At 71.8% G+C, this 23935-nt stretch carries 20 protein-coding genes and 1 tRNA gene; 7 read left to right on the forward strand and 14 right to left on the reverse strand.

Going from position 1 to position 23935, the window contains the following annotated elements:
- Positions 1–55: 55 nt before the first annotated feature.
- The 5 genes from IE272_RS30240 to IE272_RS30260 are packed head-to-tail and all read right to left on the reverse strand — an operon-like array spanning position 56 to position 5302.
- Positions 56–451 carry a hypothetical protein gene (locus IE272_RS30240; protein ID WP_190008995.1) on the reverse strand — a complete coding sequence of 132 codons (396 nt, stop codon included), beginning with the start codon at positions 449–451 and terminating at the stop codon, positions 56–58.
- Positions 448–1263 (reverse strand): QcrA and Rieske domain-containing protein, encoded by an 816-nt coding sequence (locus tag IE272_RS30245; RefSeq protein ID WP_057663552.1) that lies wholly within the window; start codon positions 1261–1263, stop codon positions 448–450. The genes IE272_RS30240 and IE272_RS30245 overlap by 4 nt, the downstream gene beginning before the upstream one ends.
- The gene (locus IE272_RS30250; protein ID WP_007452552.1) at positions 1260–1862 is read right to left on the reverse strand and encodes a 4Fe-4S dicluster domain-containing protein; all 603 of its coding nucleotides are present in this window, start codon (positions 1860–1862) and stop codon (positions 1260–1262) included. The genes IE272_RS30245 and IE272_RS30250 overlap by 4 nt, the downstream gene beginning before the upstream one ends.
- A gap of 6 nt (positions 1863–1868) precedes the next feature.
- Positions 1869–4196 carry a molybdopterin oxidoreductase family protein gene (locus tag IE272_RS30255; RefSeq protein ID WP_190008997.1) on the reverse strand — a complete coding sequence of 776 codons (2328 nt, stop codon included), beginning with the start codon at positions 4194–4196 and terminating at the stop codon, positions 1869–1871.
- Positions 4193–5302 carry a hypothetical protein gene (locus IE272_RS30260; RefSeq protein WP_056703500.1) on the reverse strand — a complete coding sequence of 370 codons (1110 nt, stop codon included), beginning with the start codon at positions 5300–5302 and terminating at the stop codon, positions 4193–4195. Before IE272_RS30260 ends, IE272_RS30255 begins: the two co-directional genes overlap by 4 nt.
- A gap of 220 nt (positions 5303–5522) precedes the next feature.
- Between IE272_RS30260 and IE272_RS30265 the strand changes: the two genes are divergently transcribed.
- Both IE272_RS30265 and IE272_RS30270 read left to right on the forward strand, forming a co-directional pair.
- The gene (locus tag IE272_RS30265) at positions 5523–6719 is read left to right on the forward strand and encodes a P1 family peptidase (RefSeq protein ID WP_229897834.1); all 1197 of its coding nucleotides are present in this window, start codon (positions 5523–5525) and stop codon (positions 6717–6719) included.
- Positions 6720–7087: 368 nt separating this feature from the next.
- Positions 7088–7843: a DUF6227 family protein gene (locus tag IE272_RS30270; protein WP_007452547.1), complete on the forward strand. Its 756-nt coding sequence runs from the start codon at positions 7088–7090 to the stop codon at positions 7841–7843.
- A 120-nt stretch (positions 7844–7963) separates the two neighbouring features.
- Here the strand turns inward: IE272_RS30270 and IE272_RS30275 are convergent, their stop codons facing one another.
- Positions 7964–9547, reverse strand: a complete 1584-nt coding sequence (locus IE272_RS30275; RefSeq protein ID WP_190008999.1) for an MFS transporter — start codon at positions 9545–9547, stop codon at positions 7964–7966.
- A gap of 169 nt (positions 9548–9716) precedes the next feature.
- On the opposite strand from IE272_RS30275, the gene IE272_RS30280 reads away from it, so the two are divergent.
- Positions 9717–10793 (forward strand): helix-turn-helix transcriptional regulator, encoded by a 1077-nt coding sequence (locus IE272_RS30280; RefSeq protein WP_190009001.1) that lies wholly within the window; start codon positions 9717–9719, stop codon positions 10791–10793.
- 132 nt (positions 10794–10925) lie between these two features.
- Here IE272_RS30280 and IE272_RS30285 read toward each other — a convergent pair whose 3' ends face one another.
- Positions 10926–11927 carry a sigma-70 family RNA polymerase sigma factor gene (locus IE272_RS30285; protein ID WP_050358812.1) on the reverse strand — a complete coding sequence of 334 codons (1002 nt, stop codon included), beginning with the start codon at positions 11925–11927 and terminating at the stop codon, positions 10926–10928.
- 523 nt (positions 11928–12450) lie between these two features.
- On the opposite strand from IE272_RS30285, the gene IE272_RS30290 reads away from it, so the two are divergent.
- Positions 12451–13497, forward strand: a complete 1047-nt coding sequence (locus tag IE272_RS30290; protein ID WP_190009003.1) for a questin oxidase family protein — start codon at positions 12451–12453, stop codon at positions 13495–13497.
- A 124-nt stretch (positions 13498–13621) separates the two neighbouring features.
- Here the strand turns inward: IE272_RS30290 and IE272_RS30295 are convergent, their stop codons facing one another.
- Positions 13622–14404 carry a dioxygenase family protein gene (locus IE272_RS30295; RefSeq protein ID WP_190009006.1) on the reverse strand — a complete coding sequence of 261 codons (783 nt, stop codon included), beginning with the start codon at positions 14402–14404 and terminating at the stop codon, positions 13622–13624.
- 253 nt (positions 14405–14657) lie between these two features.
- Between IE272_RS30295 and IE272_RS30300 the strand changes: the two genes are divergently transcribed.
- Positions 14658–15170 (forward strand): MarR family winged helix-turn-helix transcriptional regulator, encoded by a 513-nt coding sequence (locus IE272_RS30300; RefSeq protein ID WP_056703494.1) that lies wholly within the window; start codon positions 14658–14660, stop codon positions 15168–15170.
- A 60-nt stretch (positions 15171–15230) separates the two neighbouring features.
- Here IE272_RS30300 and IE272_RS30305 read toward each other — a convergent pair whose 3' ends face one another.
- Together IE272_RS30305 and IE272_RS30310 are read right to left on the reverse strand one after the other, a co-directional pair.
- The gene (locus IE272_RS30305) at positions 15231–16754 is read right to left on the reverse strand and encodes an MFS transporter (protein ID WP_050358809.1); all 1524 of its coding nucleotides are present in this window, start codon (positions 16752–16754) and stop codon (positions 15231–15233) included.
- A gap of 286 nt (positions 16755–17040) precedes the next feature.
- Positions 17041–17736, reverse strand: coding sequence for a TetR/AcrR family transcriptional regulator (locus IE272_RS30310; protein ID WP_056703491.1), 696 nt, complete (start codon positions 17734–17736; stop codon positions 17041–17043).
- 287 nt (positions 17737–18023) lie between these two features.
- On the opposite strand from IE272_RS30310, the gene IE272_RS30315 reads away from it, so the two are divergent.
- Positions 18024–19301 (forward strand): M6 family metalloprotease domain-containing protein, encoded by a 1278-nt coding sequence (locus tag IE272_RS30315; RefSeq protein ID WP_050358807.1) that lies wholly within the window; start codon positions 18024–18026, stop codon positions 19299–19301.
- Here the strand turns inward: IE272_RS30315 and IE272_RS30320 are convergent.
- The 3 genes from IE272_RS30320 to IE272_RS30330 are packed head-to-tail and all read right to left on the reverse strand — an operon-like array spanning position 19288 to position 22919.
- Positions 19288–21069, reverse strand: a complete 1782-nt coding sequence (locus tag IE272_RS30320) for a class I adenylate-forming enzyme family protein (RefSeq protein WP_057663554.1) — start codon at positions 21067–21069, stop codon at positions 19288–19290. The two genes, IE272_RS30315 and IE272_RS30320, sit on opposite strands and share 14 nt — an antisense overlap.
- 42 nt (positions 21070–21111) lie before the next feature.
- Positions 21112–22296, reverse strand: a complete 1185-nt coding sequence (locus tag IE272_RS30325; RefSeq protein ID WP_190009008.1) for a CU044_5270 family protein — start codon at positions 22294–22296, stop codon at positions 21112–21114.
- The gene (locus IE272_RS30330; RefSeq protein WP_050359019.1) at positions 22293–22919 is read right to left on the reverse strand and encodes an RNA polymerase sigma factor; all 627 of its coding nucleotides are present in this window, start codon (positions 22917–22919) and stop codon (positions 22293–22295) included. The genes IE272_RS30325 and IE272_RS30330 overlap by 4 nt, the downstream gene beginning before the upstream one ends.
- 208 nt (positions 22920–23127) lie before the next feature.
- On the opposite strand from IE272_RS30330, the gene IE272_RS30335 reads away from it, so the two are divergent.
- Positions 23128–23200 (forward strand) — tRNA-Arg (locus tag IE272_RS30335).
- Positions 23201–23396: 196 nt separating this feature from the next.
- Here IE272_RS30335 and IE272_RS30340 read toward each other — a convergent pair.
- A complete protein-coding gene (locus IE272_RS30340; RefSeq protein WP_373304215.1) occupies positions 23397–23930 on the reverse strand; it encodes a hypothetical protein in 534 nt (177 codons plus the stop codon).
- Positions 23931–23935: the final 5 nt, after the last annotated feature.

The raw sequence follows: 23935 nt of genomic DNA on the forward strand, positions 1-23935 counted from the left end.
AGGGTACGGCGGCTCACCACGAGGTGTGAGCCGCCGCGGGGCCGGGCGACGGGGGTCAGCGGTCCTTCGGGTCGATGAGCCACAGGCCGAGCACGACGAGGAACGACAGGCAGAGGAAGCCGGCCCCCCACCAGGCGGTGCCGGTGTTGCCCTCCATCCACTCGTCGATCAGGACCGTCAGTCCCCAGAGCTGGCCGATGACGACGGTCATGGCCAGGGTGAGCCGGGCGGTCAGTTTCGAGGATCGCTCGGGGTCCTGGTCGGTGCCCGCTCCGGGACCGGGTCCGGTGTGCCGGACGCGGGGGTCCCCGTATCCGCTGGTGGGGCGGATCTGCGGATACCGCTCATGGACGGGCCGGTTCAGTTCGGGGTCGGCGCTGCCGGGGTGGTAGGTGGGGTAGTGGCTGCCGGGAGGCGGCAGCGGCTGCTCGGGGTGCGGGGTGTCGTTCATGCCCGCCTGCCCGGGTTCTCGGCGGTGGCGGGAGTCCCGCCGGCTCTCCGCCCGGGGCCGTCTGCGGGGCCGGTGGCCCGGCGGCCGGATTCCGTTCCGCTGTCGGCCCGGGGCGCGGGCCGCTCACCGGTGCTCCGGTCGCGGGCTCGCGCACCGGCGGCCCGGGGCGGGGATTCGGCTCCGCCACCGATGTCGGGGCAGCCGATACGGGAGGCGAGATCGGGGCGGTCGCCGCCGAGCTGTCGGCAGAGGCCTCCCTCGATGCTCTCGCCGGAGCGGGTGGTCCCCACGGCCCAGACGCTGCCGTCGTCCTGCTCGATGACCACGACCTTGGGCAGACCGCGCGGCGGCGGCCCCGCCGTGACCTCGCCGGACCGGGCGTCGAAGACTCCTTCGTGGCACGGGCAGTACAGCTCGCCCTCCGTGCCCCGGTCCTTGCGCCAGAGCACGGCGCAGGCGAGGTGGGTGCAGACGGCGGAGTAGCCGACGAGGGTGCCGTCGTCGAGGCGGACGGCGACGGCCCGGTCCTCCTCGCCCGGGTAGCGGAAGGCGATCGACTCGCCGGGCTGGAGCCCGCCGGCGATGCGCTTCGCCTCGGGGGCCTTGCCCTCCTCGCCGTCGCCGTGGCGGTGGAGCATGCCCGCGGCCACTCCGATGCCGCCTACGGCGAGGCCGCCGGAGACGGTGGTGACGATCCGGAGGTAGTCCCGGCGGGTGGTGAGGGAGTCGGCGGCGATCCGGTCCTGGAGCGCCTCGCGCGGGTCTCCCCCGGCGGGGTGGTCGGCACCCGGCTGCTGATCGGTGACGCTCATCGGCGGACGTCCTTCCCGTTGATCTCGACGACGGGAAGCCCGCCGGGGACCGGCCACTGGACCCGTTCGGCGGGGACGACCATGGCCACACCGGTGCGGACCTCGGTCTCGCCGAAGACGAAGGTGTCCGCGACCTGGACTCCGGGGCGCTCCGCCTGGAGCTCCTCGACGGTTCCGTAGAAGAGGGCTCCGGTCGGGCAGACGGTGGCGCACATGGGGGCGAGGCCGTAGGCGGTGCGGTCGTAGCAGAGGTTGCACTTCATCTGCAGCTTCGCCTGGAGGTCGATCTTCGGTACGCCGAAGGGGCAGGCGTTGACGCAGTTGGAGCAGCCGATGCAGCGGGTGGTGTCGGCCTGCTGCACCACGCCGTCCGCGGTCACCAGGATCGCGTCGGCGGGACAGACCTCGGCGCACGGGGCGACCGGGTCCTCGCAGTGCATGCAGACGGTGGGGAGGGAGGCGACGGAGTGGCCCTCGTCGGTGTAGTCGAGGTGGATCATCGATTTGCCGCGGTGCGAGTCGCATTCACGGCAGGCGGAGACACAGGCCTGACAGCCGATGCAACGCCCCGGGTCGATGAAGATCGTTCTGCCCATCACGGGGCCTCAGCTCCTCTCCGAGGTGCCACGGCCCTGAGGGGCCGTGGGAGGCAGCGGGTCGGTACGGGAGACCTGGGTCTCCGGGTAGGCGACATGGCCGGGAGCGACCGGCGGGGCGGGGACCTCGTCGATCCGCTCGGCGTGCTCGATGCGGCAGGCGCACACCTTGTACTCGGGGATCTTGGACCGGGGGTCGAGGGCGTCGATGGTGAGGGCGTTGGCCGCGGTGGGGACGGGCCAGTGGTACGGGATGAACACGGTGTCGGGGCGGATCGCTTCGGTGACCAGGACGGGGAAGACCTCGCTGCCGCGCCGGGTGACGACACGGACGGGCTCGCCGTTGCGGAAGCCGTGGGAGGGGTGGATCTCGGCCCAGGGGCGTGGGGTCTGCTCGACGAGGGCGCCGAGCCTGCGGGTCTGGTTGCCGGAGAGGAAGTGGGCGACGGTGCGGCCGGTGGTGAGCGACATGGGGTGCTCGTCGTCGTACGGGTCCATCGGCGGGTGCCATTCGACGACCTGGAGGTGGATCTTGCCGTCGGGGTGGTAGGTCTTCCCGTCCTCGAAGAGGCGGGGGGTGCCGGGGTGGTCGGTGGTGGGGCAGGGCCAGGCGATGCCGCCGGTCTCCTCCAGGCGTTCGTAGGTGATGCCGTAGTAGTCGTTGACGGTGCCGGCGGAGGCGACGCGCAGCTCGTCGAAGACCGACCGGGAGTCGGGGAAGTCGAATTTGTCGCCGGCGCCGAGCCGTCGGGCGAGTTCGCACATCGCCCAGGTGTCGGTGCGGACGCCGGGGGGCGGGTCCTGGGCCTTGTTGTGCTTGACCACGCGGGCTTCCGCGTTGGCCATCACGCCTTCGTCCTCGGCCCAGGTGGTGACGGGGAAGACGACATGGGCGTTGGCGGCGGTCTCGGAGAGGAAGAAGTCGAATTGCGCGTGGAACTCGGTGGTGTCGTACCCCTCCTTGACCACCCGGTAGTTGGGCAGGGAGACGAAGGGGTTGTTGCAGATGCCGATCAGGCCGCGGATCTCGTGGCGCTGCATCTGCCAGACCATTTCCATCATGGAGGTCCCGGCGGCCGGGAGTTCGGACTCCTCGATGCCCCAGATCTCGCAGATCTGGCGGCGGTGCTCCTCGTTCATGATGGAACGTCCGCCGGGGAGGAGGTCGGACTTCTGGCCGTGCTCGCGGCCGCCCTGCCCGTTGCCCTGGCCGGTGATCGTGCCGTAGCCGGCGCCGGGTTTGCCGATGTGCCCGGTGGCGGTGCAGAGGTTGATCACGGAGAGGCAGTTCTCGACGCCCTGCGAGTGGTGCTCGATGCCCCGGGCGTGCCAGGCCATGGCCTTGGGCGCGCGGGCGAAGGTCCGGGCGACCTGGACGATCTGCTCGGCGGGGATCCCGCAGATCGCTGCGGCACGGGAGGGCGGGTATTCGGCGGCCTTGGCCTTGACCTCCTCCCAGCCGGTGGCGTGGGCGGCGAGGTAGTTCTCGTCGGTGAGCCCTTCCTCGATGACGACGTGCAGGACGGAGGTGAAGAAGGCGGAGTCGGTGCCGGGCTTGAGGGCGACGTGGATGTCGGCGGTCCGGGCGATGGCGGTCTCGCGCGGGTCGATGACGATCAGGCTGGCCCCGCGGTCCCGGGCTCCCCAGACGTACTGGGTCATCACGGGGAAGCACTCGCCGACGTTGGAGCCCGCGATGAGCAGGCAGTCGGTGAGCAGGATGTCGGAGAAGGGGTTGCCGGCCCGGTCGATGCCGAAGGCCAGTTTGTTGGCGCCCGCCGCACTGACCATGCAGAGGCGGCCGTTGTAGTCGACGTGCCGGGTCTTGAGGGCGACCCGGGCGAACTTGCCCACCAGATAGGTCTTCTCGGAGAACAGGCTGGCCCCGCCGAGGAGCCCGAAGGCGTCGTTGCCGTGGGTCTGCTGGATGCGCTTGATCTCGGAGACGGTGAAGTCGAGCGCCTCCTCCCAGGAGACCTCGCGGAACTCCTCGTCGCGGGAGCGGCGCATCAGCGGGGCGGTGAGCCGGTCGGGGTGGTTGACCTGCTGGTAGGCGTTGATGCCCTTGGGGCAGAGCCGCATCCGGTTGATGTCGTGGTTGCGGGGTTCGACGCCGAAGACCTTGCCGCCGCGGTCCACGCGCAGATACATCCCGCACTGGACGCCGCAGAAGCAGCAGTGGGTCGGCACGAGCGTCTCGCCGTTCTGGTCGGCGTGCCACTGGTCGGCGGGGATGCCGCCCGCGTCCCGGAAGGCGCGGGTGCCGGGAGGGGCGAGGGAGGGATCCAGGGGGATGAACGTTCGGCGGTCGGCAGCAGCTCGCGGATCCGCGGTCACTTGAAGCCCTTCTTCACATGGGAGAGATAGGCGCTGCCGCGCAGCACCCGCTTGCAGCGCGGGCAGTATTCGGCCCAGGAGTCGAAGTCGAGCCGGAGGTCGCGCATGGTGCCGCGCAGGTTCTCGACATAGGGGCCGGTGTCGATGGGCTCCTCGCAGCGGCGGCAGGCGAAGACCTCGTCGTCCTTGCGGCCGGTGTACTTGAACAGCTGCATGCCGACCGCGGCCGGGCGCTGGACGATGTGGAAGAACTTGCCGAACGGGATGTAGATGAGCGTGAAGACGACCGACACCATGTGCAGGATCGCGAGGAACTGGTAGCCGCCGCCGTGCAGGAAGATCGAGGAGAAGGTGAGCAGCAGCCCCGTCACGGAGATGACGATGAGCGCGATCAGCGGTACCAGGTCGTAGGCGAAGCGCTGGCCGGTGGCGGCGCCTCGGTCCTTCATGCGGCGCCACAGGAAGTACGAGGCGCCGGGGATGACGAGGACGGCGGCGATGTCCAGGCCGTGGAACATCAGCCAGCCGAGGACGTTGAGCGAGTCGAATCCGAGGATCTTGAAGCCCCAGATCCGCATCTCGTAGCCGGGCCCCGAGCCGCTGCCGGAAGTGAAGGTGAACCAGCCCCAGGTGAGCGGGAAGGTGATCAGGGCGGCGAGGATGCAGCCCCAGAAGATCAGCTGATGGGCTGCCCAGCGGGCGTGGGAGCGGGCGCCGAGGAACTTCTGGAAGCCCAGATAGGTGGCGATCATCTTCGGCAGTGCCGTGGGGGCCCTGCGGAAGTTGTCCAGGGAGAAGAGGCTGCGCCAGCCCTGTTTGAAGAGGCGTCGGGCGCCGGGGGCGGAGATCCAGACGGTGTACCGGTAGGCGACGCCGAAGGCGAGGAAGACCGTGGCCACGGCGTAGGGGAGGAGGGCCGAGTCGAAGTTGTGGAGCATGCGGCTGCCGAGCACGATCGCGAGGATCAGCAGGGCGGAGACGGCCACTCCGGCGAGCGTCGCCCGGGTGGTGACGGACCGGGGGCCGGTAGCGGCGGGAGGCGTGTCCGCGGGGCCGCCGGGGGCACGGGGCTCGGCGGCTGCGGTGGCTTCTGAGGGCTCGGTCACCCGGCCACCGTAGGACTGTTTGGGCGGATTTAACCCGTTTTAGGGGGTGAGAGGGTGAGGAGGTCGCCCGGACAGTCGCAGGGGCCACCTCGCCCGAGCGGGGCCTCTGCCCGAGCGGGGACCTCGCCCACCGCATCCGGCTCGCCGGTACGTTGCAACGCACCGGCCCGCACTCCCCGCGGGTCCCGATCCCGACCGGAGGAGCCGCACGATGATCCCCATGAATCCCGTGGACCCGGTGGACCCCGTGGACTCCGCAGACCCCGTGGACTCCGCAGACCCCGTGGGCTCCGCAGACTCCGTGAACCCCGTGGACTCCGCAGACTCCGTGAACCTCGTGGACTCCGGGGCCGAAGCCCCCGGGCGAGCGCCGCTGCCGCTGGACGCGCTGACCGATGTGGCCGGAATCCGCGTCGGCCACGCCGAGGTCGCGGGTGCGGGCGCGTTGAGCGGCACCACCGTCGTCCTGGCGCCCGAGGGCGGGGCCGTGGCCGCCGTGGACGTACGGGGCGGCGGGCCGGGCACGCGGGAGACGGATGCCCTGGACCCGCGCAATCTGGTGCAGCGGGTCGACGCCGTCGTCCTCACGGGCGGCAGTGCGTACGGGCTCGACGCCGCGTCCGGCGTGATGGCCTGGCTGGAGGAGCGGGGCCGGGGCGTCCGGGTCGGTCCCGGACCCACCCAGGTGGTACCGGTCGTTCCGGCCGCCGCCCTCTTCGACCTCGGCCGGGGCGGCGACTGGCGGGCCCGGCCCGACGCTTCGACCGGCCGCGCCGCGGTGGAGGCCGCGGCTGCCACGGGGCCCGGGGAGCCCGTCGCCGAGGGCGGCGTGGGCGCGGGCACCGGCGCGATGGCCGGGCAGCTCAAGGGCGGCATCGGCACGGCGAGCGTCCGCCTCGCCTCCGGGGTCACGGTGGCCGCCCTCGTCGCGGTGAACGCGGCGGGCTCGGTGGTCGACCCCGGGACCGGGGTGCTGTTCGGGGAGTACGGGGCCGGGGAGCCGCCGGCCCACCCTCCGGCCGAGGTCCACGCGGCGGCGGAGCGACGTCTCGCCCGGGAGCGGGAGGCGACGGAGGCGGCCGGGGGCGGGGCCCCGCCGTTCAACACAACGATCGCGGTCGTCGCCACGGACGCGGACCTGACCCGGGCGCAGGCCCAGAAGCTGGCGGGCACCGCACACGACGGGCTGGCCCGCGCGGTACGCCCGGTCCATCTGCTGACCGACGGGGACACCGTGTTCACGCTCGCCACCGGGCAGGTGCGGGTGCCGTCCGGGGACCCGGCCGCCGTCAACGAGATCCTGGCGGCGGGCGCCGACGTCCTGGCGCGCGCCATCGTGAAGGCGGTACGCGCGGCCCGGAGCACCGAGGGCCCGGGCGGCAGGCTCCTCTCGTACACGGAGCTGTACGGCGACTAGCGCCGCTCAGCCATGCGGCGACCTGCGCCACGGAGCCATACGGCGACCTGCGCCACGGAGCCGTACAGCGACCAGCGCCACGGAGTCGTACGGCCGCCGGCGCCAGGGAGTCATACGGCGGCCGCTCCACGGCTCCGTTCCGAGCAGCGGATCCCAGGGGGCGCGCGGCGCGAGAGAGGGGCGCGGGGGCGGCCGACTCGTCGTCCACGTAAGGGAGTTCATCCCAACCGCCCGAAATGCACCGGGAACAGGCGGGGAACTTTCTGCGTGCGCCCTACGTTTTTACCAACCCCGGTCACGATGTCAGACCCAGGGACTACGTTAAGCACGCACCAAGTAACACGCGGCGACGGCCTGGAGACACCACCTTGAGCGATCCGTACGAGACAACCGAGCACCACCTCGACCGACTCCTGCGACGCGCCCTCAACTCCTTCGACCTTCCCGACAGCACGGTCGACCGCCTCGGCACCGCGCTCGCCCACAGCAGTTCGCTGCACTCGTCGCACCACAGTTCCGTGCTGCACCGCGAGACCTACCGTCATACGTATCTCCTCTCCGACGGCTCCGCCCTCACTCTCTGGGAGCTGGTCCACAGCGGAGGCCGGGACGTGCGGATACCGCGTCGGCACGAGCTGTACGACGACGAGGGCGACGCCCGCATCGCCGCGTCCCGGCTCGCCGGGAGCTTCTCCGACTCCCCGGCCTTCGGTGACGAGGGGGTGCAGGAGACCCAGGGCGATCTGGAGATGCTGACGGTCCTGATGTCCGCCCCTCCGGCCCCGCTCCCCCGGACGTACGCCCCCGACAATTCCGCGGACCACGCCCGCCGGGTGCTGCGCCGCGCGGAGAACGCCGACCGGCCGGGCGAGCAGAAGACGCGGCTGCTCCGGTCGGCGTTCGCCCACCACATCACCCAGATCTTCGGGCGGCAGTGCCGCGTCGACGGCCGCGCGGCCGGATTCACGCTCTACGAGCACGCGTTCCTGCTGCTGGACGGCAGCGAGACGAGCCTGTGGGAGGTCGAGCACACGGCGACGCCCGACGGCCGCCACATGTGCGAGGTGTACGAGGACGAGCACACCGCCCGTGCAGCGATGGAGAGCCGCACCCGGATCTGCTGACCCGGACAGCGCCGTGACCGGCCCCGGCGGGCTCGCCGCCGAAGCCGGTCACATCCGAAGCCGGTCACAGCCGGGGCCTTCACGCACTCGCGCGGTGCCGGTCACAGCCGCCCACGCGGGTCAGCTCACGCCGCCCTGCACGCTCGCGCCACCCTGCACGTTGACGCCGCCTTCCCCGTTCGCGTCACCCTCCGGATGGGCGTCTCCCTCCAGGTGGGCGTCGCCCTCGACGTGGGCGCGCGGCCGGGCGGGCAGGGCGAACATCACCAGGAAGATCACCGAGAGCACCCCGGCCACCCACCACAGCGACTGCTGGAACGCGTCGACGAACGCCGGGCCGACCTCGTCGGGGGCCAGCCGGTCGCCGATCGCCCCGAAGAAGACGACGGACACCAGGCCGAGGCCGAGCGCGGTCCCCATCTGCTGCACGGTGTTGATCAGGCCGGACGCCGAACCGGCGTGTTCCTTGGGCACTTCGGAGAGCACCGCGTCGGTCAGCGGAGCCACGATCAGCCCCATCCCCACGCCCATGACCACCAGCGGGACGACCATCTGCCAGGACGTGATGCCCAGGCCGTACCGCTCGCTCTCCCAGAGATAGATCAGCAGTCCGGCGATCATGAGGAGCGCACCGGCCTGGAGGACCTTGCGGCCGAAGCGGGGCACCAGCTTCTGCACGGAGATCCCGGCGGCCACCGAGACGGCGACGGAGAACGGGATGCCCGTCGTGCCGGCGCGCAGCACGCTCCAGCCGAGACCCATCTGCATATACATGGTCCAGACGAGGAAGAAGATGCCGAGGCCGACGCCGAAGGTCAGCTGCACGGCGATGCCGGCGGCGAAGCTCTTGACCCGGAACAGGGACAGTTCGATCAGCGGCGAGCCGTCCGTCAGCGCCTTCTGACGCTGATACAGGACCAGCGCCCCGAAGACGAACAGGCTGCCCACCATCGACAGATGGCCCCAGAGCGGCCAGCCCAGCTCGTGTCCCCGGGTGAGCGGGTAGATGAGCATCAGCATCGCCAGCGTGATCAGGGCGACGCCGGGCAGGTCGAGCCGGACCGCCCTGGGGGCCTTCGACTCGGAGATGAACTTCGCGCCGAGAAGCAGCCCGGCGATGCCGACGGGCAGGTTGATCAGGAAGATCGGCCGCCAGCCGAGCCCGAAGAGGTCCCATTCGGTGAGCAGCGCGCCCAGCAGCGGCCCGGAGACCGCGCCGAGTCCGACGATCGCGCCGAAGAGCCCGAAGACCTTGCCGCGCTCGTGGGCGGGGAAGGTGGCGTGCACGATCGACAACACCTGCGGCACCATCAGCGCGGCCGTGGCGCCCTGGAGGACGCGCGCCGCGACCAGTATGTCGGGGCTGCCCGCGAAGCCGCAGAGGGCGGAGGCGAGCGTGAATCCGCCGATACCGATGAGGAAGAGCCGCTTGCGTCCGTAGATGTCGCCGAGCCGGCCGCCCGTGATCAGCCCGGCCGCGAACGCGAGGGCGTAACCGGCGGTGATCCACTGGATCGCGGAGACCGAAGCCCCGGTCTCGCGCTGGATGCTGGGGATCGCGATGTTGACGATCGTGACGTCGACCAGGTCCATGAAGGCGGCGGTCATCACGATGGCGAGCGCGAACCAGCGCCGCCGGTCGGCCGGGGCGGCCCCGGCCTCGCCCGGCGCGCCCACCGATGCCGACGGCGGTACGGCAGACATCTTCGCCAGGGGGGATGCCACGGGCGCTTCGGACGTGGCGGGTACTGCGGGAGGTGTGGGCGGTGCGAGGTGCGACGCCGTGGGCGACGGAGGTGCGGAAGAAGGCATGGGGAGAACCTATGCATCCATTAGGTCAGAACATGACCTGATGGTCCGGCACCCTGAAGCCATGTCCGACACCCCCGCACGACTGCTGAAGCTACTGTCGCTCCTCCAGACCCCGCGCGAGTGGCCGGGCGGCGAGCTGGCCGAGCGGCTCGATGTCAGTCCGCGCACGATCCGCCGCGACGTCGACCGGCTGCGCGACCTGGGCTACCCGGTCGAGGCCTCACGCGGCTCCGTCGGCGGCTACCGCCTGGTGGCGGGCGCCGCCATGCCACCCCTCCTGCTGGACGACGAGGAGGCGGTGGCCATCGCGGTGGGGCTGCGGGCCGGGGCGGGGCACGCGATCGAGGGCGTCGACGAGGCCTCCGTACGGGCGCTGGCGAAGCTGGAACAGGTGCTCCCCTCCCGGCTGCGGCACCGGGTCTCCGTGCTCCAGAACGCCACGGTGCCGCTGACCCGGGGCGACGGCGCCACCATCGCCCCCCGGACCCTGACGACGCTTGCCTCGGCGGCCACCGGGCGGGAGCGGCTGAGGTTCGCGTACCGCAGCGGCGACGGCACCCGGACGAAGCGGCAGGTCGAGCCCTACCGGCTGGTGAGCGCCGGGCAGCGCTGGTACCTGGTGGCGTACGACCTCGGGCGGGAGGACTGGCGTACGTTCCGGGTGGACCGGGTCGGCGAGCCGTACGCGACGGGGGCGCGGTTCGCGCCGAGGCCGCTGCCCGTCGAGGGCACGGGGAGCGACGGAAGCGACGCAGAGAGCGGGGACGCGGCGAGGTACTTGTCTCTGTCGATGCGGCGGATGAAGCCGGAACGACGGATGAAGCCGGAGCTGTGCCTCGATGTGTGGTTCGGGGCGCCGGCGGAGTTCGTGGCGGCGCGGCTGCCCGCGCATCTCGGGGCGCCGGTGCCGGACGGGGAGGACGGTTGCCGGCTGCGGACCTCGTGCGCCGATTCCCTGGAGTGGGTGGCGCTGCGGCTGGCGTTGGTGGACTGCGAGTTCTCCGTGCAGGGGCCGCCGCAACTGGTGGAGTACCTGGAGAGCCTCGGCGCCCGGCTGACCCGTGCCGCCCTGCCGTCGTTCCGGAGGAGGGGCAGCGCGGACAAGGACCGGCCCCCGGCCGACCCGGAACAGGGATGAGCCCCGACGCCGGGGGGGGGTGGGCGCCGGGGCTCAGCTGAGGGACCGGTGAAAAACCGGTCGGGTGACCGGAATGACCCGGTCGGTCAGCCGGTGCGAACCGGCTTGATGGGGAGATTACGGGTTATTGGCTCACGCCGCAGCGTCAAAGCCCGTGTCGTGAGCCATTCGCTTCAATTCGAGTAGTGCGTGCTTCTCTATCTGGCGGATCCGCTCCCGCGTGAGGCCGTGCTGCTTGCCCACTTCGGTCAGCGTCCGCTCCCGGCCGTCCTCGATGCCGTACCGCATCTTGATGATCGAGGCGGTCCTGTTGTCGAGCTTGCCGATCAGGTCCTCCAGCTCCTCGCTGCGGAGCAGGGTCATCACGGACTGCTCGGGCGAGACGGCGGAGGTGTCCTCCAGCAGGTCGCCGAACTGGGTGTCGCCGTCGTCGTCCACGGACATGTTGAGACTGACCGGGTCGCGGGCCCAGTCCAGCACGTTCCCCACGCGCTCGGCGTTGGAGTCGAGCTCGGCGGCGATCTCCGCGTGCTCCGGGTCGCGCCCGTGCTCGCGGTTGAACTCGCGCTGGACCCGGCGGATCCGGCCGAGCTCCTCCACCAGGTGGACGGGGAGCCGGATCGTGCGGGACTGGTCGGCGATGGACCGGGTGATGGCCTGCCGGATCCACCAGGTGGCGTACGTGGAGAACTTGAAGCCCTTGGCGTAGTCGAACTTCTCGACCGCGCGCACCAGGCCCGCGTTGCCCTCCTGGATCAGGTCGAGCAGAGGGAGCCCCGCGCGCGGGTAGCGGCGGGCCACGGCGACGACGAGCCTGAGGTTGGAACGGATGAATATGTCCTTGGCGCGCTCGCCCTCGGCGACCAGCGCCTCCAGCTCCTCACGCTTCGCGTCACCGGCGGCGCCCTCCACCTCGCCGTCGAGGATCTGCTGGGCGAAGACGCCCGCCTCGATGGTCTGGGAGAGGTCGACTTCCTTGGCGGCGTCGAGCAGCGGTGTGCGGGCGATCTCGTCCAGGTACATGCCGACCAGGTCGCGATCGGCGATTTCCCCGCCCACGGCGCGAACACTGCCTGCCCGGCCGGACCCACCGGAAGTGGTGGACGTACGACGGGCGACGGCACGGGTTGCCATGCGTGCTCCCTTGCTGAGTAGGTCGCGACACCCTTTCGAGGTGCCCTGCATCCGATGGAAACAACGACTGGAATCCGGACAGAATTCCCATGCCGCACATTCACTTTCGTGATCATGCAGTACCCTGTCCGGCGCCGACCGCTGGATGCCGCTTCCGGATTCCGCCGGACGCGCAGGTCAGAGCCGTTGGCGCGGACGATCCGGTCCCTCCGCGGCTCTCCGGCCGGGTACCCGGAATCGGCGCGTGCATGAGACCGCACTCACATACGCGCCCACTTCCCCCGCCCCCGGTCGCCCGGCGCCCGGAGGGCCGTGCTCCCACCCCTGAAGACGGATCGGGCGGCGTTCGGGTTGCTCAGGGTGTGCGCGCCGCGCCGGGACGGAAGGGGCCCGGGCCCGGGGACGTACGACCGTCGACCGATCCGGCCGGTAACCGGGCCCGGTGTACCTGGGTCCCCGGTCGGAGACCGACCGGGACCGCGGCCCGATCCGCTCCGGCCCGCGCGTGCCTAGCGTGATCGGCATGGACGACACCACAGGCACCCTCGACGAGGCGCTGGAGCGCATCCATGTCTCGGGACCGGAGCGCGACGGCTGGCTCAGCAATCACGCGCCGATGGCCGTGGAGGCCCTCGTGCGGCACGGCCAGGCCTCGGCGGTGCACCGCTGGCTGGACCGTTACGGCCCGAAGCTGGAGGAGATGCCGGACCCCGGCTCCCCGGTGACCGCGCGGAACTGGCACGAGGCGCTGGGCGACCCGCGCCGCATCGCCGACTGGACGGCGCACTTCGAACGCGAGACGGCCGAGCGCCCCTGGCGCGACGTGCTCGCCGAGTGGTGGCCCCGGCTGCTGCCGGGCATCGCCGCGGGCGCCACGCATCCGGTGATCCGGGTGGGCCATTCCGTACGGACCCTGCTGGCGGGCGAGGAGAGCGCCCCGCGCGTCCGGGAGCTGGCCCACGCCCTCGGCTACTGGGCCGCCCGGCACCAGCCGCTGCCCGCCCTGGTGCCGCTCGGCCCGGCCCCGAGTGCGGCGGCCGCACTGGACCGGGTCCCGCTGGTGCCGGACCGGAACGGCGGCGTCCGGGACCGGTTCGCGCAGCTGACCGGGTTCCCGGTCTGGCCGGGGCCGGACCAGGACACCGACCCGGGGCAGGGGCCCGCCGGCCCGGAGGCGGCCCGGTCCGCGCTCCGGGAGCTGGTACGGGCCTCGACGCACCGGTACGCGACCCATGCGCACGGCGAGCCGATCATGCTGGTCCACGCGGCGACCGCGCCCAACGCGGTCCTGCGCACCCTGCCGGCGCTGCCCGGTGAGCTGTGGGCGCCGAGTCTGCGGGCCGCCTGGGCGGCGAGCGCGGCGGTCACCGCCGCCTACGCACCCCGTGAGGCGGCCCCGGTTCCGGCGTCGGCCTCCGTCGCCCCGGACGCCGGGGAGCTGTTCGCCCAGGCGGCGGCGCACGGCGACGACCACACCATCAAGTTCACCGACACGGCACTGGACGTGGGCGACGCGCTCGCGTTCTCCGCCGCCCGGCGCGCGATCGAACTGAACCCGCCGGTCTTCTAGGGCGTTCCGGAGCAGCCCCGGAGAGCCCTGATCCCTCAGCCGGCCCCGGAACGCCCCCATCCCTTCAGCCGGCCCCGGAGCGCCCTGATCCCCTCAGTCGGCTCCGGGGAGCACCCTGATCCCCTCAGCCGAACTGCACCGAGCGCTTCGCCAGCCCCATCCAGAAGCCGTCGATGACGTTCCGCCCCCGGTCCAGCTCGTCCTCGGCCGCGCCCAGCGTCACGAACAGCGGCGCGAAGTGCTCGGTGCGCGGGTGGGCCAGCTTCCCGGCCGGGGACGTGTGCTCGAAGTCGATCAGCGCGTCGATGTCCTGGGCCCGCAGCGCGCGGTCGCCCCAGTCGTCGAACTCCGCCGACCAGCCGGGAACGCCGCCGCCCTGGTGGCGCAGCGCGGCCAGGTTGTGGGTGAAGAAGCCGCTGCCGACGATGAGCACGCCCTCGTCGCGCAGGGGGGCGAGTTTGCGCCCGACGTCCATCAGCTTCCGCGGGTCGAGCGTCGGCAAGGAGATCTGGAGTACGGGGATGTCGGCGTCCGGGAACATCTCCACCAGCGGTACGTACGCCCCGTGGTCGAGGCCGCGGTCCGGGATGTCCTGGACCGGCCTACCGGCGCCGCGCAGCAGTTTGCGGACGCTGTCGGCGAGCTCGGGCGCGCCCGGGGCTCCGTAACGCACCCCGTAATAGTGCTCGGGAAAGCCCCAGAAGTCGTACACGAGCGGCACGGTCTCGGTGGCGCCCAGCGCGAGCGGGGCCTCCTCCCAGTGGGCGGAGACCATCAGGATCGCGCGGGGGCGGGGCAGCCCCGCGGACCAGGCTGCGAGTTCGCCGGGCCAGACGGGATCGTCGGCCAGCGGCGGTGCGCCGTGCGAGAGGTAGAGGGCGGGCATCCGCTCCGCGGTGGCTGTCATGGCACTCCCATCCACTGGACACGGCCCCAGGGCGACAGGCGCCGCGCTGGGCGCGCAAAGCACTGGATCCGGTCACGAACTCGTCCGAGCAGGAGTTCCCCGAGGTCATCCGGGGGATCGTTGTTCAGGGGCCCTGCGAAACTCCTTCGGATCCCCTGCGGGGATCTCTCGGGGCAGGCTTATTGAAACTTCAAGTTCCTACCTCCGGAGACCTTAGCCCTATCTAGTTAAACATTCAAGAAAAGGTCGTACAGTGGAGTACATGACCACGGCACCCACCGGCGCGCCGCGCTGGCTCACCGACGAGGAGCAGCACGCCTGGCGCGCTTATCTGCATGCCACCACGCTGCTGGAGGATCACCTCGACCGCCAGTTGCAGCGCGATGCCGGCATGCCGCACATCTATTACGGACTGCTCGTCCAGCTCTCGCAGGCCCCCCGCCGCCGGATGCGGATGACGGAGCTGGCCCGGAACGCGAAGATCACCCGTTCCCGGCTCTCGCACGCCATCGCCCGGCTGGAGAAGAACGGCTGGGTGCGCCGCGAGGAGTGCCCCTCCGACAAGCGCGGCCAGAACGCGGTGCTCACCGACGACGGCTACGCGATGCTCCGCCGCTCGGCGCCGGGCCACGTCGAGGCCGTACGGCAGGCGATGTTCGACCGGCTCACGCCCGAGCAGGTGAGCAGTCTCGGGGAGATCATGCGGGTGCTCGCGACCGGCCTGGAGCCGGAGGGCACGGGCGCGGATCTGCCCTGGCTCCGCTGAGCGATCGCTGAGCGGAACCAGGGCAGAGGAACAACCGGGGCGGGGAAGCATCCGCCGTCGTCAGTGGGCGACGACCGGAATCTTGAACTCCTCCTCGGCTCCCGCGTCGGACACGCCGTCCGTCCCACCGGATCCCGTTCCCGGGCGGCCGGTGTTGATGAGGGCGATCGCGATGGCGGCGGCGGCGACGAGGATGCCGACAGCCCACCAGATCGCGGCGGCGAAACCGCTGACCATGGCCTGGAGCTCCAGGAGCTGCGGGTCCGTGGCGCGGGCCGCGTGGTCGGCGACGTACGCGGTGGTGGCGCTCGCGGCGATGGTGTTCAGCAGGGCGGTGCCGATGGCGCCGCCGACCTGCTGCGAGGTGTTGACCATCGCGGAGGCCACTCCCGCGTCACGCGGCTCGATGCCGTGCGTGGCCAGGGACATCGCCGGCATGAACGCCGTACCCATGCCGAGGCCGAGCAGCAGCATGCCGGGCAGGATGACGGCCGCGTAGCTGGTGTTCAGGTCCAGCTGGGTCAGGAGCAGCATGCCGACCGCGGCGACCAGGAAGCCGGGGCCCATCAGCAGGCGCGGCGGGACCCGGGTCATCAGGCGGGTGCCGATCTGGGTGGAACCGGTGATCATGCCCACGATCATGGGCATGAACGCGAAGCCGGTCTTGACCGGGGAGTAGCCCTTCACGACCTGGAGGTAGTAGGTCAGGAAGAGGAACAGCCCGAACATCGCGATGATGGCGAGACCCAGCGAGAGGTAGACCCCGCCCCGGTTGCGCTCGGTGAGGACGCGCAGCGGCAGCAGCGGCGACTTCACGCGCGCCTCGGTCACGACGAAGGCGAGCAGCAGCACGGCGGCGGCCACGAACATGGAGACGGTCGTCGCGTCCGACCAGCCGGCGGACTCGGCGCGGGTGAAGCCGTACACCAGGGCGACCAGGCCGAGCGTGGAGAGCACGACGCCGGGGATGTCCAGCGGTGCGCGGTTGCGGGTGCCGGACGGCTCACGGATGACGAAGTAGGCGCCCGCGGCGGCGACGATGGCGAACGGGATGTTGACGAAGAACGTCCAGCGCCAGTTCAGGTACTCGGTGAGGAAGCCGCCGAGGATCAGCCCGACGGCGCCACCGCCACCGGCGATGGCCCCGTAGATGCCGAACGCCTTGGCGCGCTCCTTGGCGTCGGTGAACATCACGGCGAGCAGGGAGAGGGCGGCCGGGGCGAGCAGGGCGCCGAAGACACCCTGGAGGGCCCGGGAGCCGAACATCATCGCCTCGTTCTGGGCCGCACCGCCGAGCGCGGAGGCCAGCGCGAAGCCGATCAGACCGACCACGAAGGTGCGCTTGCGCCCCCAGAGGTCGGCGATCCGTCCGCCGAAGAGGAGGAGCCCGCCGAAGGCGAGGGCGTAGGCGGTGATGACCCACTGCTTGTTGCCGTCGGATATGCCGAGGTCGGTCTGGGCGGAGGGCAGCGCAATGTTCACGATGGTCGCGTCGAGGACGACCATCAACTGGGCGAGCGCGATGAAGGCCAGGGCTTTCCAGCGACTCGGATCGGGAAGGGCGGTGTCAGCCGTTTTTGACATGGGTGTAGCCACCTAAGGACGTGCGAGGACGCCGAGGCGTCGCGAAGTGGGCGCCGGAGTACGTGCTGGTGTACGCGCGACGGGAGGACGTGGGTTCGTGGGACGCGTCAGGACGCGCGGGGATGCGTAGGGGCCCGCGGTGGGACACGGCGGTCCCCGTACACGGGAAGGGCGTACGCGGGAGGGCGTTTCCCGGTGACGGACAGGCCTCGGGCGGCCGGCGGACGCCCGAGGGCGTTACCGGTGAGGGCCGGACAGGGCCGGAAGGTTCAGGTCGGCGCGGGGGTCAGGGGCGCCGCAGGTCCTCCAAGGTCGCCGCCGATCCGGGCAGTTCGGAGCGGGCCGGGGTCTCCAGTCCGTCCAGGAACAGCTGCAGATGACGGTGGGTGAACCGGTCGATGCCCTGGCAGGCGATGCCGGGGAGCGGCCGGGTGAGCTGGGAGAGGGCGACGAGTACGTCACCGACGGCGATGTCGGTACGCAGCCGCCCCGCGGACATGGCGCGCGCCACGAGCCCTTCGACGGCCTCTTCGAGGCGTCGGCGCTCGGCGAGCAGTTCGGGGTGGTCCTTGTCGAAGACGCCGGAGAGCATCGGGCACAGGGCGCCGATCCGTTCGTCGGCGGCCGCGTGCACGAAGCGGCTGAGCGCGGCGAACGGGTCGGACTCCGTGGCGGCGGCCTCTTCGGCCCGGAGGGTGGTGCGGGAGGTGACCGCGAGGACGACCTCATGGGTGAGGGCGGCGCGGTCGGGGAAGTTCCGGTAGAGCGTGGCGTTGCCGACGCCCGCTCGCCGTGCGACGTCGTCCAGAGCCACGTCCGGCCCGAACTCGACGAACAGCTCGCGTGCGGCCGTGACGATCCGCTCACGGTTGCGCAGCGCGTCGGCCCGCGGGCGGGGCGTCCGGCACGGTCCCGCCGGTGCGGTGCTCCCGGCGGATGCCGATGCGGCACCCTTCGCGGCGGTCTCGGCGACGGTCTCCACGACGCTCCTCCCCTTCCCTTTCCGTAACCGGTCGGCCCCCTTCAGTAACCGGGGACCGTTTCCCCGCTTAGTGGGGACACGTATGCAAACGGGGAGAGGATCCCCGCTTATTTCCCGCTTGAATGTGACCTGAGTCACATTACTCACGGAGGGAAATCCTCCCCGCTTCCGGAAGAAAACCCTCCGATCGGCGCACCCAGCGAGCGGCCCCGAACCACCCGGCACAGGCTGATCGCCAGAGCGCAGTCAGGGGTCGGCCGACTGCCGCGGAACCCGAAGGCGCCTCTATGCAGCAACCCCGCCACCGGATACGCAGACACCGCCGCCCGATCGCCCTGGCCGGAGCGACCGCGCTGGTCATAGCGGCCATGGCCTCGGCCAGCACCACCCTTCCGACCGCCGGCCGTGCCTCGGCGGGCCCGGCGGCCACCAGCCAGGACTCCGCGCTCGCCCCGTGCCGGATCTCCGCCACCATGGGCGTGCAGATGTCCGAGGGGCTGCCGACGCCGCCCGGCTACGCCCGGTCGACCGGCGAGATCAAAGCGCTCAACCTGATGATCGACTTCCCGGACGCGGAGGGAACGGAACCCGCTGCGGACCGGTACGCGGAGTTCTTCCCGCAGACCTCCGAGTGGTTCAGGGCCAGCTCCTACGGCCGGCTCGTCTACCGGCCCGAGGCCCCCGTCAAGGACTGGCTGCGGATGCCGATGCCCTTCACGGAGTACGGGATAGAGCGCGGCTCACCCTTCGAGCCGGGCTACCGCCAACTGGTGAAGGACATCGTCGCGGCCGCCGACCCCCGGGTCGACTTCTCCGCGTACGACCTGGTCAACGTGCTGGTCAGCCCGAACGCCGGCCCCTCCGCGCTGGACACCGTGCTCTCGGTGACCTTCTCCGGCAACGACGAGGCCCCGACGGCGGACGGTGTCCCGCTCTCCAACACGTCGTTCGTCTACAGCCGCCAGGACGACGGATCGGGGTCGTACGCCGAGACCGGCTACCGCGTCCTGCCGCACGAGAACGGCCATGTCTTCGGACTGCCCGACCTCTACACGATGGAGGGCGGCGGCTCGGTCGGGCACTGGGACATCATGTCCGAGGACTGGGGCGCCAACAACGACTTCCTGGCCTGGCACAAGTGGAAGCTCGGCTGGCTCGACAACGAGCAGATCAGCTGCGCCTCGGGGCCCGGTGTCAGCGAGCACACGCTCGGCCCGCTGGCCACCGAGGGCGGCACCAAGCTCGCCTTCGTCCCGCTGAGCGCCCAGTCCGGCTACGCCGTGGAGGTCCGTACGGCGGCGGGCAACGACGAGGCGGTCTGCCGGCCGGGCGTGCTGATCTACAAGGTCAGCTCCGACGTGGACACCGGCCAGGGCCCGGTCTCCGTCGCCGACGCCACCGAGGACAGCGGCGGCTGCACCCGGCGCCCCAACGTGCACGCGGAGCTGTCCGACGCCACGTTCCGCCCCGGCCAGACCTTCACCGACCGGGCCAACGGCGTACGGATATCCGTGCTGGACGAGGACGACGACGGCAACTACCGCGTGCGGGTCACCCGCCCGTGAGCGGCTCGTCGCCCGGACCGCACGCCGGGGCGCCCTCCACGACGGCCCGGAGCCGGTTCTTGAGGAGCTTCCCCGTGGCATTGCGCGGTAGCGGCCCGTCGGTGAACAGCACCCGGGCGGGCACCTTGAAGGCGGCCAGCTTCCCGCCGACATGCTCGCGCAGGGCCCCGGCGGTGACCCCGGCCCCGGGGCGCGGCCGGACGACGGCCGCCACTTCCTCCCCCAGCACCGGGTGCGGGATGCCGAGGACGGCGGCGTCGGCCACGTCGGGGTGGTCGTGCAGGACGCCCTCGACCTCGACGCAGTACACGTTCTCGCCGCCCCGGATCACCACGTCCTTGATCCGGTCGACGATGGAGACCCGCCCCTCGCGGCGCACGGCGAGGTCCCCCGTACGGAACCAGCCGCCGTTGCCGAAGGCCTCCTCGGTCGCCGCCGTGTCCCGCCAGTAGCCGCGGAACAGCGACTGGCCGCGCAGCCACAGCTCCCCCGCCTCCCCGTCGGGCAGCTCCTCCCCCGACGGCCCGGCGACCCTCACCTCCGTGACCGGGGTGGGCCGTCCCGCGCCGCCCGGCTCCGCCCGGTACTCGTCCCCGAAGTGTGCGAGGACCCCGCCGCTGGTCTCGGTGAGGCCGTAGCCGTTGCGGGGCTCGACGCGTTCGCCGTACCGGGCGGTGAGGCGGGCGACCAGGGCGGGCGGGGCGGGGGCTCCCCCGGTGCTGAACAGCGTGAGCCCCTCAAGCCCGTCCCCGGCCCGCTCAGCGGCCTCCAGCAGTTGGAGCCCGGTGGTGGGCACCCCGGCGAAGTGCGTGACGCGGTGCGCCCGGATCAGCCGCAGCGCCTCGTCCGCGTCCCACTTGTGCATCAGGACGAGCGTGCCGCCGGCCGCCATCGCGCCGTAGAAGCCGGTGAACGCGGCGACGTGGAAGAACGGGAACGTCATCAGGGAGACGGGGGCGGGCCCCTGCCCCGGGATGACGCCGCGCGCCAGCGCGGAGGCCGCCGCGTGGTAGCGGGGGTTGAGCGCGGCCCCGGCCTGCGCGAGATGCGTGGCCACCGCGCCCTTGGGGCGGCCGGTGGTGCCGGACGTGTAGAGGATCGTGGCGTCGTCCTCGGGCCGGGGCTCCACGTCGGGCGGCGCGGCCAGCGGGTCGGGCGCGGGGAAATCCTCGTACCGCTCGACGCGCAGCCCGTCCCCGTCCCCCTCGCCGTCGCGCTCCCCGTGGAAGAGGACGACGCGCGTCCCGGTCCGCCGGGCCCAGCCGGCGACCCGCCCCAGCCGCTCGCCGTCCACGAGGAGCACCCCGGGCTCGCAGTCCTCCAGGGCGTGGAGGAACTCGTCCTCGGCCCACCAGGCGTTGAGCGGTACGGCGACGAGACCGGCCAACTGGGCGGCCCAGAAGGCGATCTGCCACTCGGGATGGTTCCGCATCGCGATCACCGCCCGGTCGCCGGAGCGCAGCCCGTACCGTTCCCGCAGGCGTACGGCGAGGGCGGAGGCGGCGGCGAAGAACTCCGCGTAGGAGTACCGCTGTTCGCCGGCGATGAGGAACGGCGTGTCCCGGTAGGCCCAGGTGGTCTCCACGAACTCCCGGAGCGTACGGGGCCCGTCGGCGTACTCCGGCGTCCCCTGCTCGCCGATGACCACGGCGAAGGGCGCGCCGGGCGCGGTGAGGGAGGCCGCGATGCGCGCGGCGCGCCGGGCGCGTTCCGCAGGGGCCCCGGCGTCTTCGGGGGCCGGGGACGGGGACGGGTGGGTGTGCGGCACGGACGGCCCCTCTCGCGCTGACGCTGGCTGCTATGCGAGACGCTATGCGGACGGGGGCGCATCGCCAAGGCCGGCCGGGCGCTGCTTGACGGCGTCGACCACGGCCCGGTCCGTCACCGCGGTACGGCCCCGGACCGTGCCCGCCTCGATGCCCTCCGCATCACGCGTCTGCACGGTGCGCTCCCCCAGATACGTGTACGTCTCGCGGTCGAAGATCCACTCGGTGCGCGCGCCGTCCGCCTCGTCGGTACGGGCGATGGCGACCCCGTGCCGCCCGGCCGCGTCGACGGAGTCGTCGACGAGGACCACGCCGGGGATCCGGGCCGCGGCACGGTAGAGGCCGGCAGCCAGCTTCGGCGGGACCACCTGCTCCCTCAGCAGGTCGCCGATGGTGCTGAAGGCCTGCTGGTCGGGGCCGTTGCCCCTGCCCCCGGTCTCGTCGTAGATCTTCTTCAACAGGAGACCCGGATCGGTGGGCAAGGTCCTCAGGTAGTCGTAGCTGGGCGAGTTGAGCGTGCGGCCCCCTCCCTCGGGGTCGTCCAGCGTGATGCCGTCGCGGTCGACGGCCTCCTTGTAGGGCTCCATCAGCCAGCCTTTGTCGCCGTCGGGCGACATCCAGACCTCGCGGGGATGAATCTCGTCGACATAGCTCCTGTTCTTCCCGTCGGCGCCCTCCCAGGAGACCAGCCAGGAGACCTCGCTCCGGACGTACAGGAACTGCCCCGGGCCCGGCTCGGGCAGCTCCGCCCTCGCCGCCGCCCCGGAGATGTCGGCCACCGCGCCCGCCAGCCCCGCGGTGCTGCCCCGGACCACCTGGACGACCGGGGCGGGAACGGCCCCGGCGGGCGGGGCGACCGCACGGCCGGAGCCGCCGGAGCTCCCCGCGAGTCCGGCGACCCCGGCGGCGGCCAGGACCAGGGCGGCGGCAACGCCGACCAGGACCGGGCGACGGCCGGGGCGACGGGCCGGCCGGGGAGCGCGGTTCCGCGCGGGCGCACCGACGGGCGGGGCGCCGGTCGAGGCCCCGGGTGAGGTGTCGGACGCGGTGTGGGGGGAGGCGTCGGGCGCGGTGTCGGACGTCAGGTTCCGGATCTCGGTCATCAGGTGCTCCTCAAGGCCGTTCAGGCGGTCGGAGGAGAGTTCCGGATCACCGGGTGCGGGCAGCAGCCGGGCCAGTTCCGCGTGGTCGAGCGGCTCTTCGCGCCGCCGCCGGGGGGTGCGGATCATCGGGTTCTCTCCTCGTTCGACCGGGCCGCTGCGGTGCGGCCACCCTGTACTTGTCCGCCGGACCCGCCGGGTTCCGTCCCGCCGCCCCGCCGCCGCAACTCGCTGTCGGTGAGCTTGCGGAGCCGGGCCCGCGCTCGGGACAGCCGGGACCGCACGGTGCCGACCGGTACGCCGAGCGCCTCGGCTGCCTCGGCGTAACCGAGACCGGACCACACGCAGAGCGCGAACACCTCCCGCTCGGCACGTCTCAGCTGCCCCAACGCCCTTTTGGCGGCCGCGAGTTCGCCGGAGTCGGTGATCCGCCCGACGAGTTCGTCGGCGAAGTCGGGCAGAACGTCCCGCAACGGCACCCTGGCCAGCGCCCGTTCATGGCGGCGGGCCGCGCGCCCCGTGTTGCGCAGCACGTTGACGGCGATGCCCATCAGCCAGGGCCTCGGGCTCTCCCCCTCGTCCCGCAGCTTTCCGCGCAGCCGCCACGCCTCCAGAAACGTCAGCGACACGACGTCCTCGGCCGCGCCCCAGTCCCCGGTGGTCCGGACGGCGTGCCGGAAGACGAGCTGGGCATGATCGCGGAACAGCTCCCGGAAGGCATCCGGATCCCCCGCGCGGATGCGCGCGTGCATCGAGTAGTTCACTCCCTGACTTGTCCGCCCGCCCCGACAGGTTCCGGTGACGCGCATCACAACGCGCCCGCCCGGGGCATAGCGGCGGAGCCCCGAAAGCCGCAGGCCCGCCGGGTGGGCGGTCGACAAACCCGAGGAACGGCGCTCACCCCACCCGCTACACTGTCGGCGGTGGCCCGGTCTCACGACGGGGCTCCAACACATCCCCGCCTCCGTAGCTCAGGGGATAGAGCACAGCTCTCCTAAAGCTGGTGTCGCAGGTTCGAATCCTGCCGGGGGCACAGTGAAACGCCTGGCCGAAGGCCCTTCCGTTCGTCCGGACGGGAGGGCTTTTCCGCTCGCGGCACACACGCCTCCTCAAGCCGAGGGCAAGCTGAGCGAGAGGCCGTAGAAGCCGAGCCTGCCCGGTACCGGCGCGAGAGCCGGTCGACCCGCTGACGCGCGCCGGGCCGAAGCGGGCGTAGCGGTGAAGGGTCATTAGCGTTCCGCATAGCGAAGGAACTGCCACCCCAGTACGGCCAGGGCGAACGCCTGCGCGAGGGAGACGATCAAGAGCAAAGGTCCGACGGCGGGAGAGCACCAGAACGCGGCCATACAGATCACCGGCAAGGCCACGTACGTGAACAGATCCACCGCGGCCTGCAGTCGCTTGCGCGTCGCGCGGTTCGCGTCGTTGCGGTGGTAGGTCTCCCAGCCGAAAACCGCTCTGGGGGTGCCTGCAAGCTCGGCCATCCGCGGTCCCAGATGGTCGCGGATGTAGCAGCCGACCGCTGAGATCTTCTCGTCGTTGACCAGATAGGTCCACCCCAGGACCAGACAGATCACGGGGATGGTGAGAAGCAGTTGAGCCTGCCGGCTCTGAACACTGATCGCCAGGATCGTGGTGGACCCGGCGAGGGTGAAGTAGAGCAGGTTGTCACGGAACCCTATTCGGGTCTTCTGCTCCTCCTTTATGCGGTCATACTCGGCCAGCAGCAGTCTGCTCTCGGTGATGTCTTCTGTGGCGGCCACGGCTA

This window comes from Streptomyces anulatus, assembly GCF_014650675.1.
Taxonomy (GTDB): Bacteria; Actinomycetota; Actinomycetes; order Streptomycetales; family Streptomycetaceae; genus Streptomyces; species Streptomyces anulatus.

Bases quoted from the DNA above. Each gene is read 5' to 3' on its own strand.
- IE272_RS30305 (WP_050358809.1), bottom strand. From the start codon at position 16,754: ATGTCAAAAACGGCTGACACCGCCCTTCCCGATCCGAGTCGCTGGAAA.
- IE272_RS30245 (WP_057663552.1), bottom strand. From the start codon at position 1,263: ATGAGCGTCACCGATCAGCAGCCGGGTGCCGACCACCCCGCCGGGGGA.
- IE272_RS30280 (WP_190009001.1), top strand. From the start codon at position 9,717: ATGTCCGACACCCCCGCACGACTGCTGAAGCTACTGTCGCTCCTCCAG.
- IE272_RS30285 (WP_050358812.1), bottom strand. From the start codon at position 11,927: ATGGCAACCCGTGCCGTCGCCCGTCGTACGTCCACCACTTCCGGTGGG.
- IE272_RS30265 (WP_229897834.1), top strand. From the start codon at position 5,523: ATGAATCCCGTGGACCCGGTGGACCCCGTGGACTCCGCAGACCCCGTG.
- IE272_RS30315 (WP_050358807.1), top strand. From the start codon at position 18,024: ATGCAGCAACCCCGCCACCGGATACGCAGACACCGCCGCCCGATCGCC.
- IE272_RS30295 (WP_190009006.1), bottom strand. From the start codon at position 14,404: ATGACAGCCACCGCGGAGCGGATGCCCGCCCTCTACCTCTCGCACGGC.
- IE272_RS30325 (WP_190009008.1), bottom strand. From the start codon at position 22,296: ATGATCCGCACCCCCCGGCGGCGGCGCGAAGAGCCGCTCGACCACGCG.
- IE272_RS30290 (WP_190009003.1), top strand. From the start codon at position 12,451: ATGGACGACACCACAGGCACCCTCGACGAGGCGCTGGAGCGCATCCAT.
- IE272_RS30275 (WP_190008999.1), bottom strand. From the start codon at position 9,547: ATGTCTGCCGTACCGCCGTCGGCATCGGTGGGCGCGCCGGGCGAGGCC.
- IE272_RS30240 (WP_190008995.1), bottom strand. From the start codon at position 451: ATGAACGACACCCCGCACCCCGAGCAGCCGCTGCCGCCTCCCGGCAGC.
- IE272_RS30330 (WP_050359019.1), bottom strand. From the start codon at position 22,919: ATGCACGCGCGCATCCGCGCGGGGGATCCGGATGCCTTCCGGGAGCTG.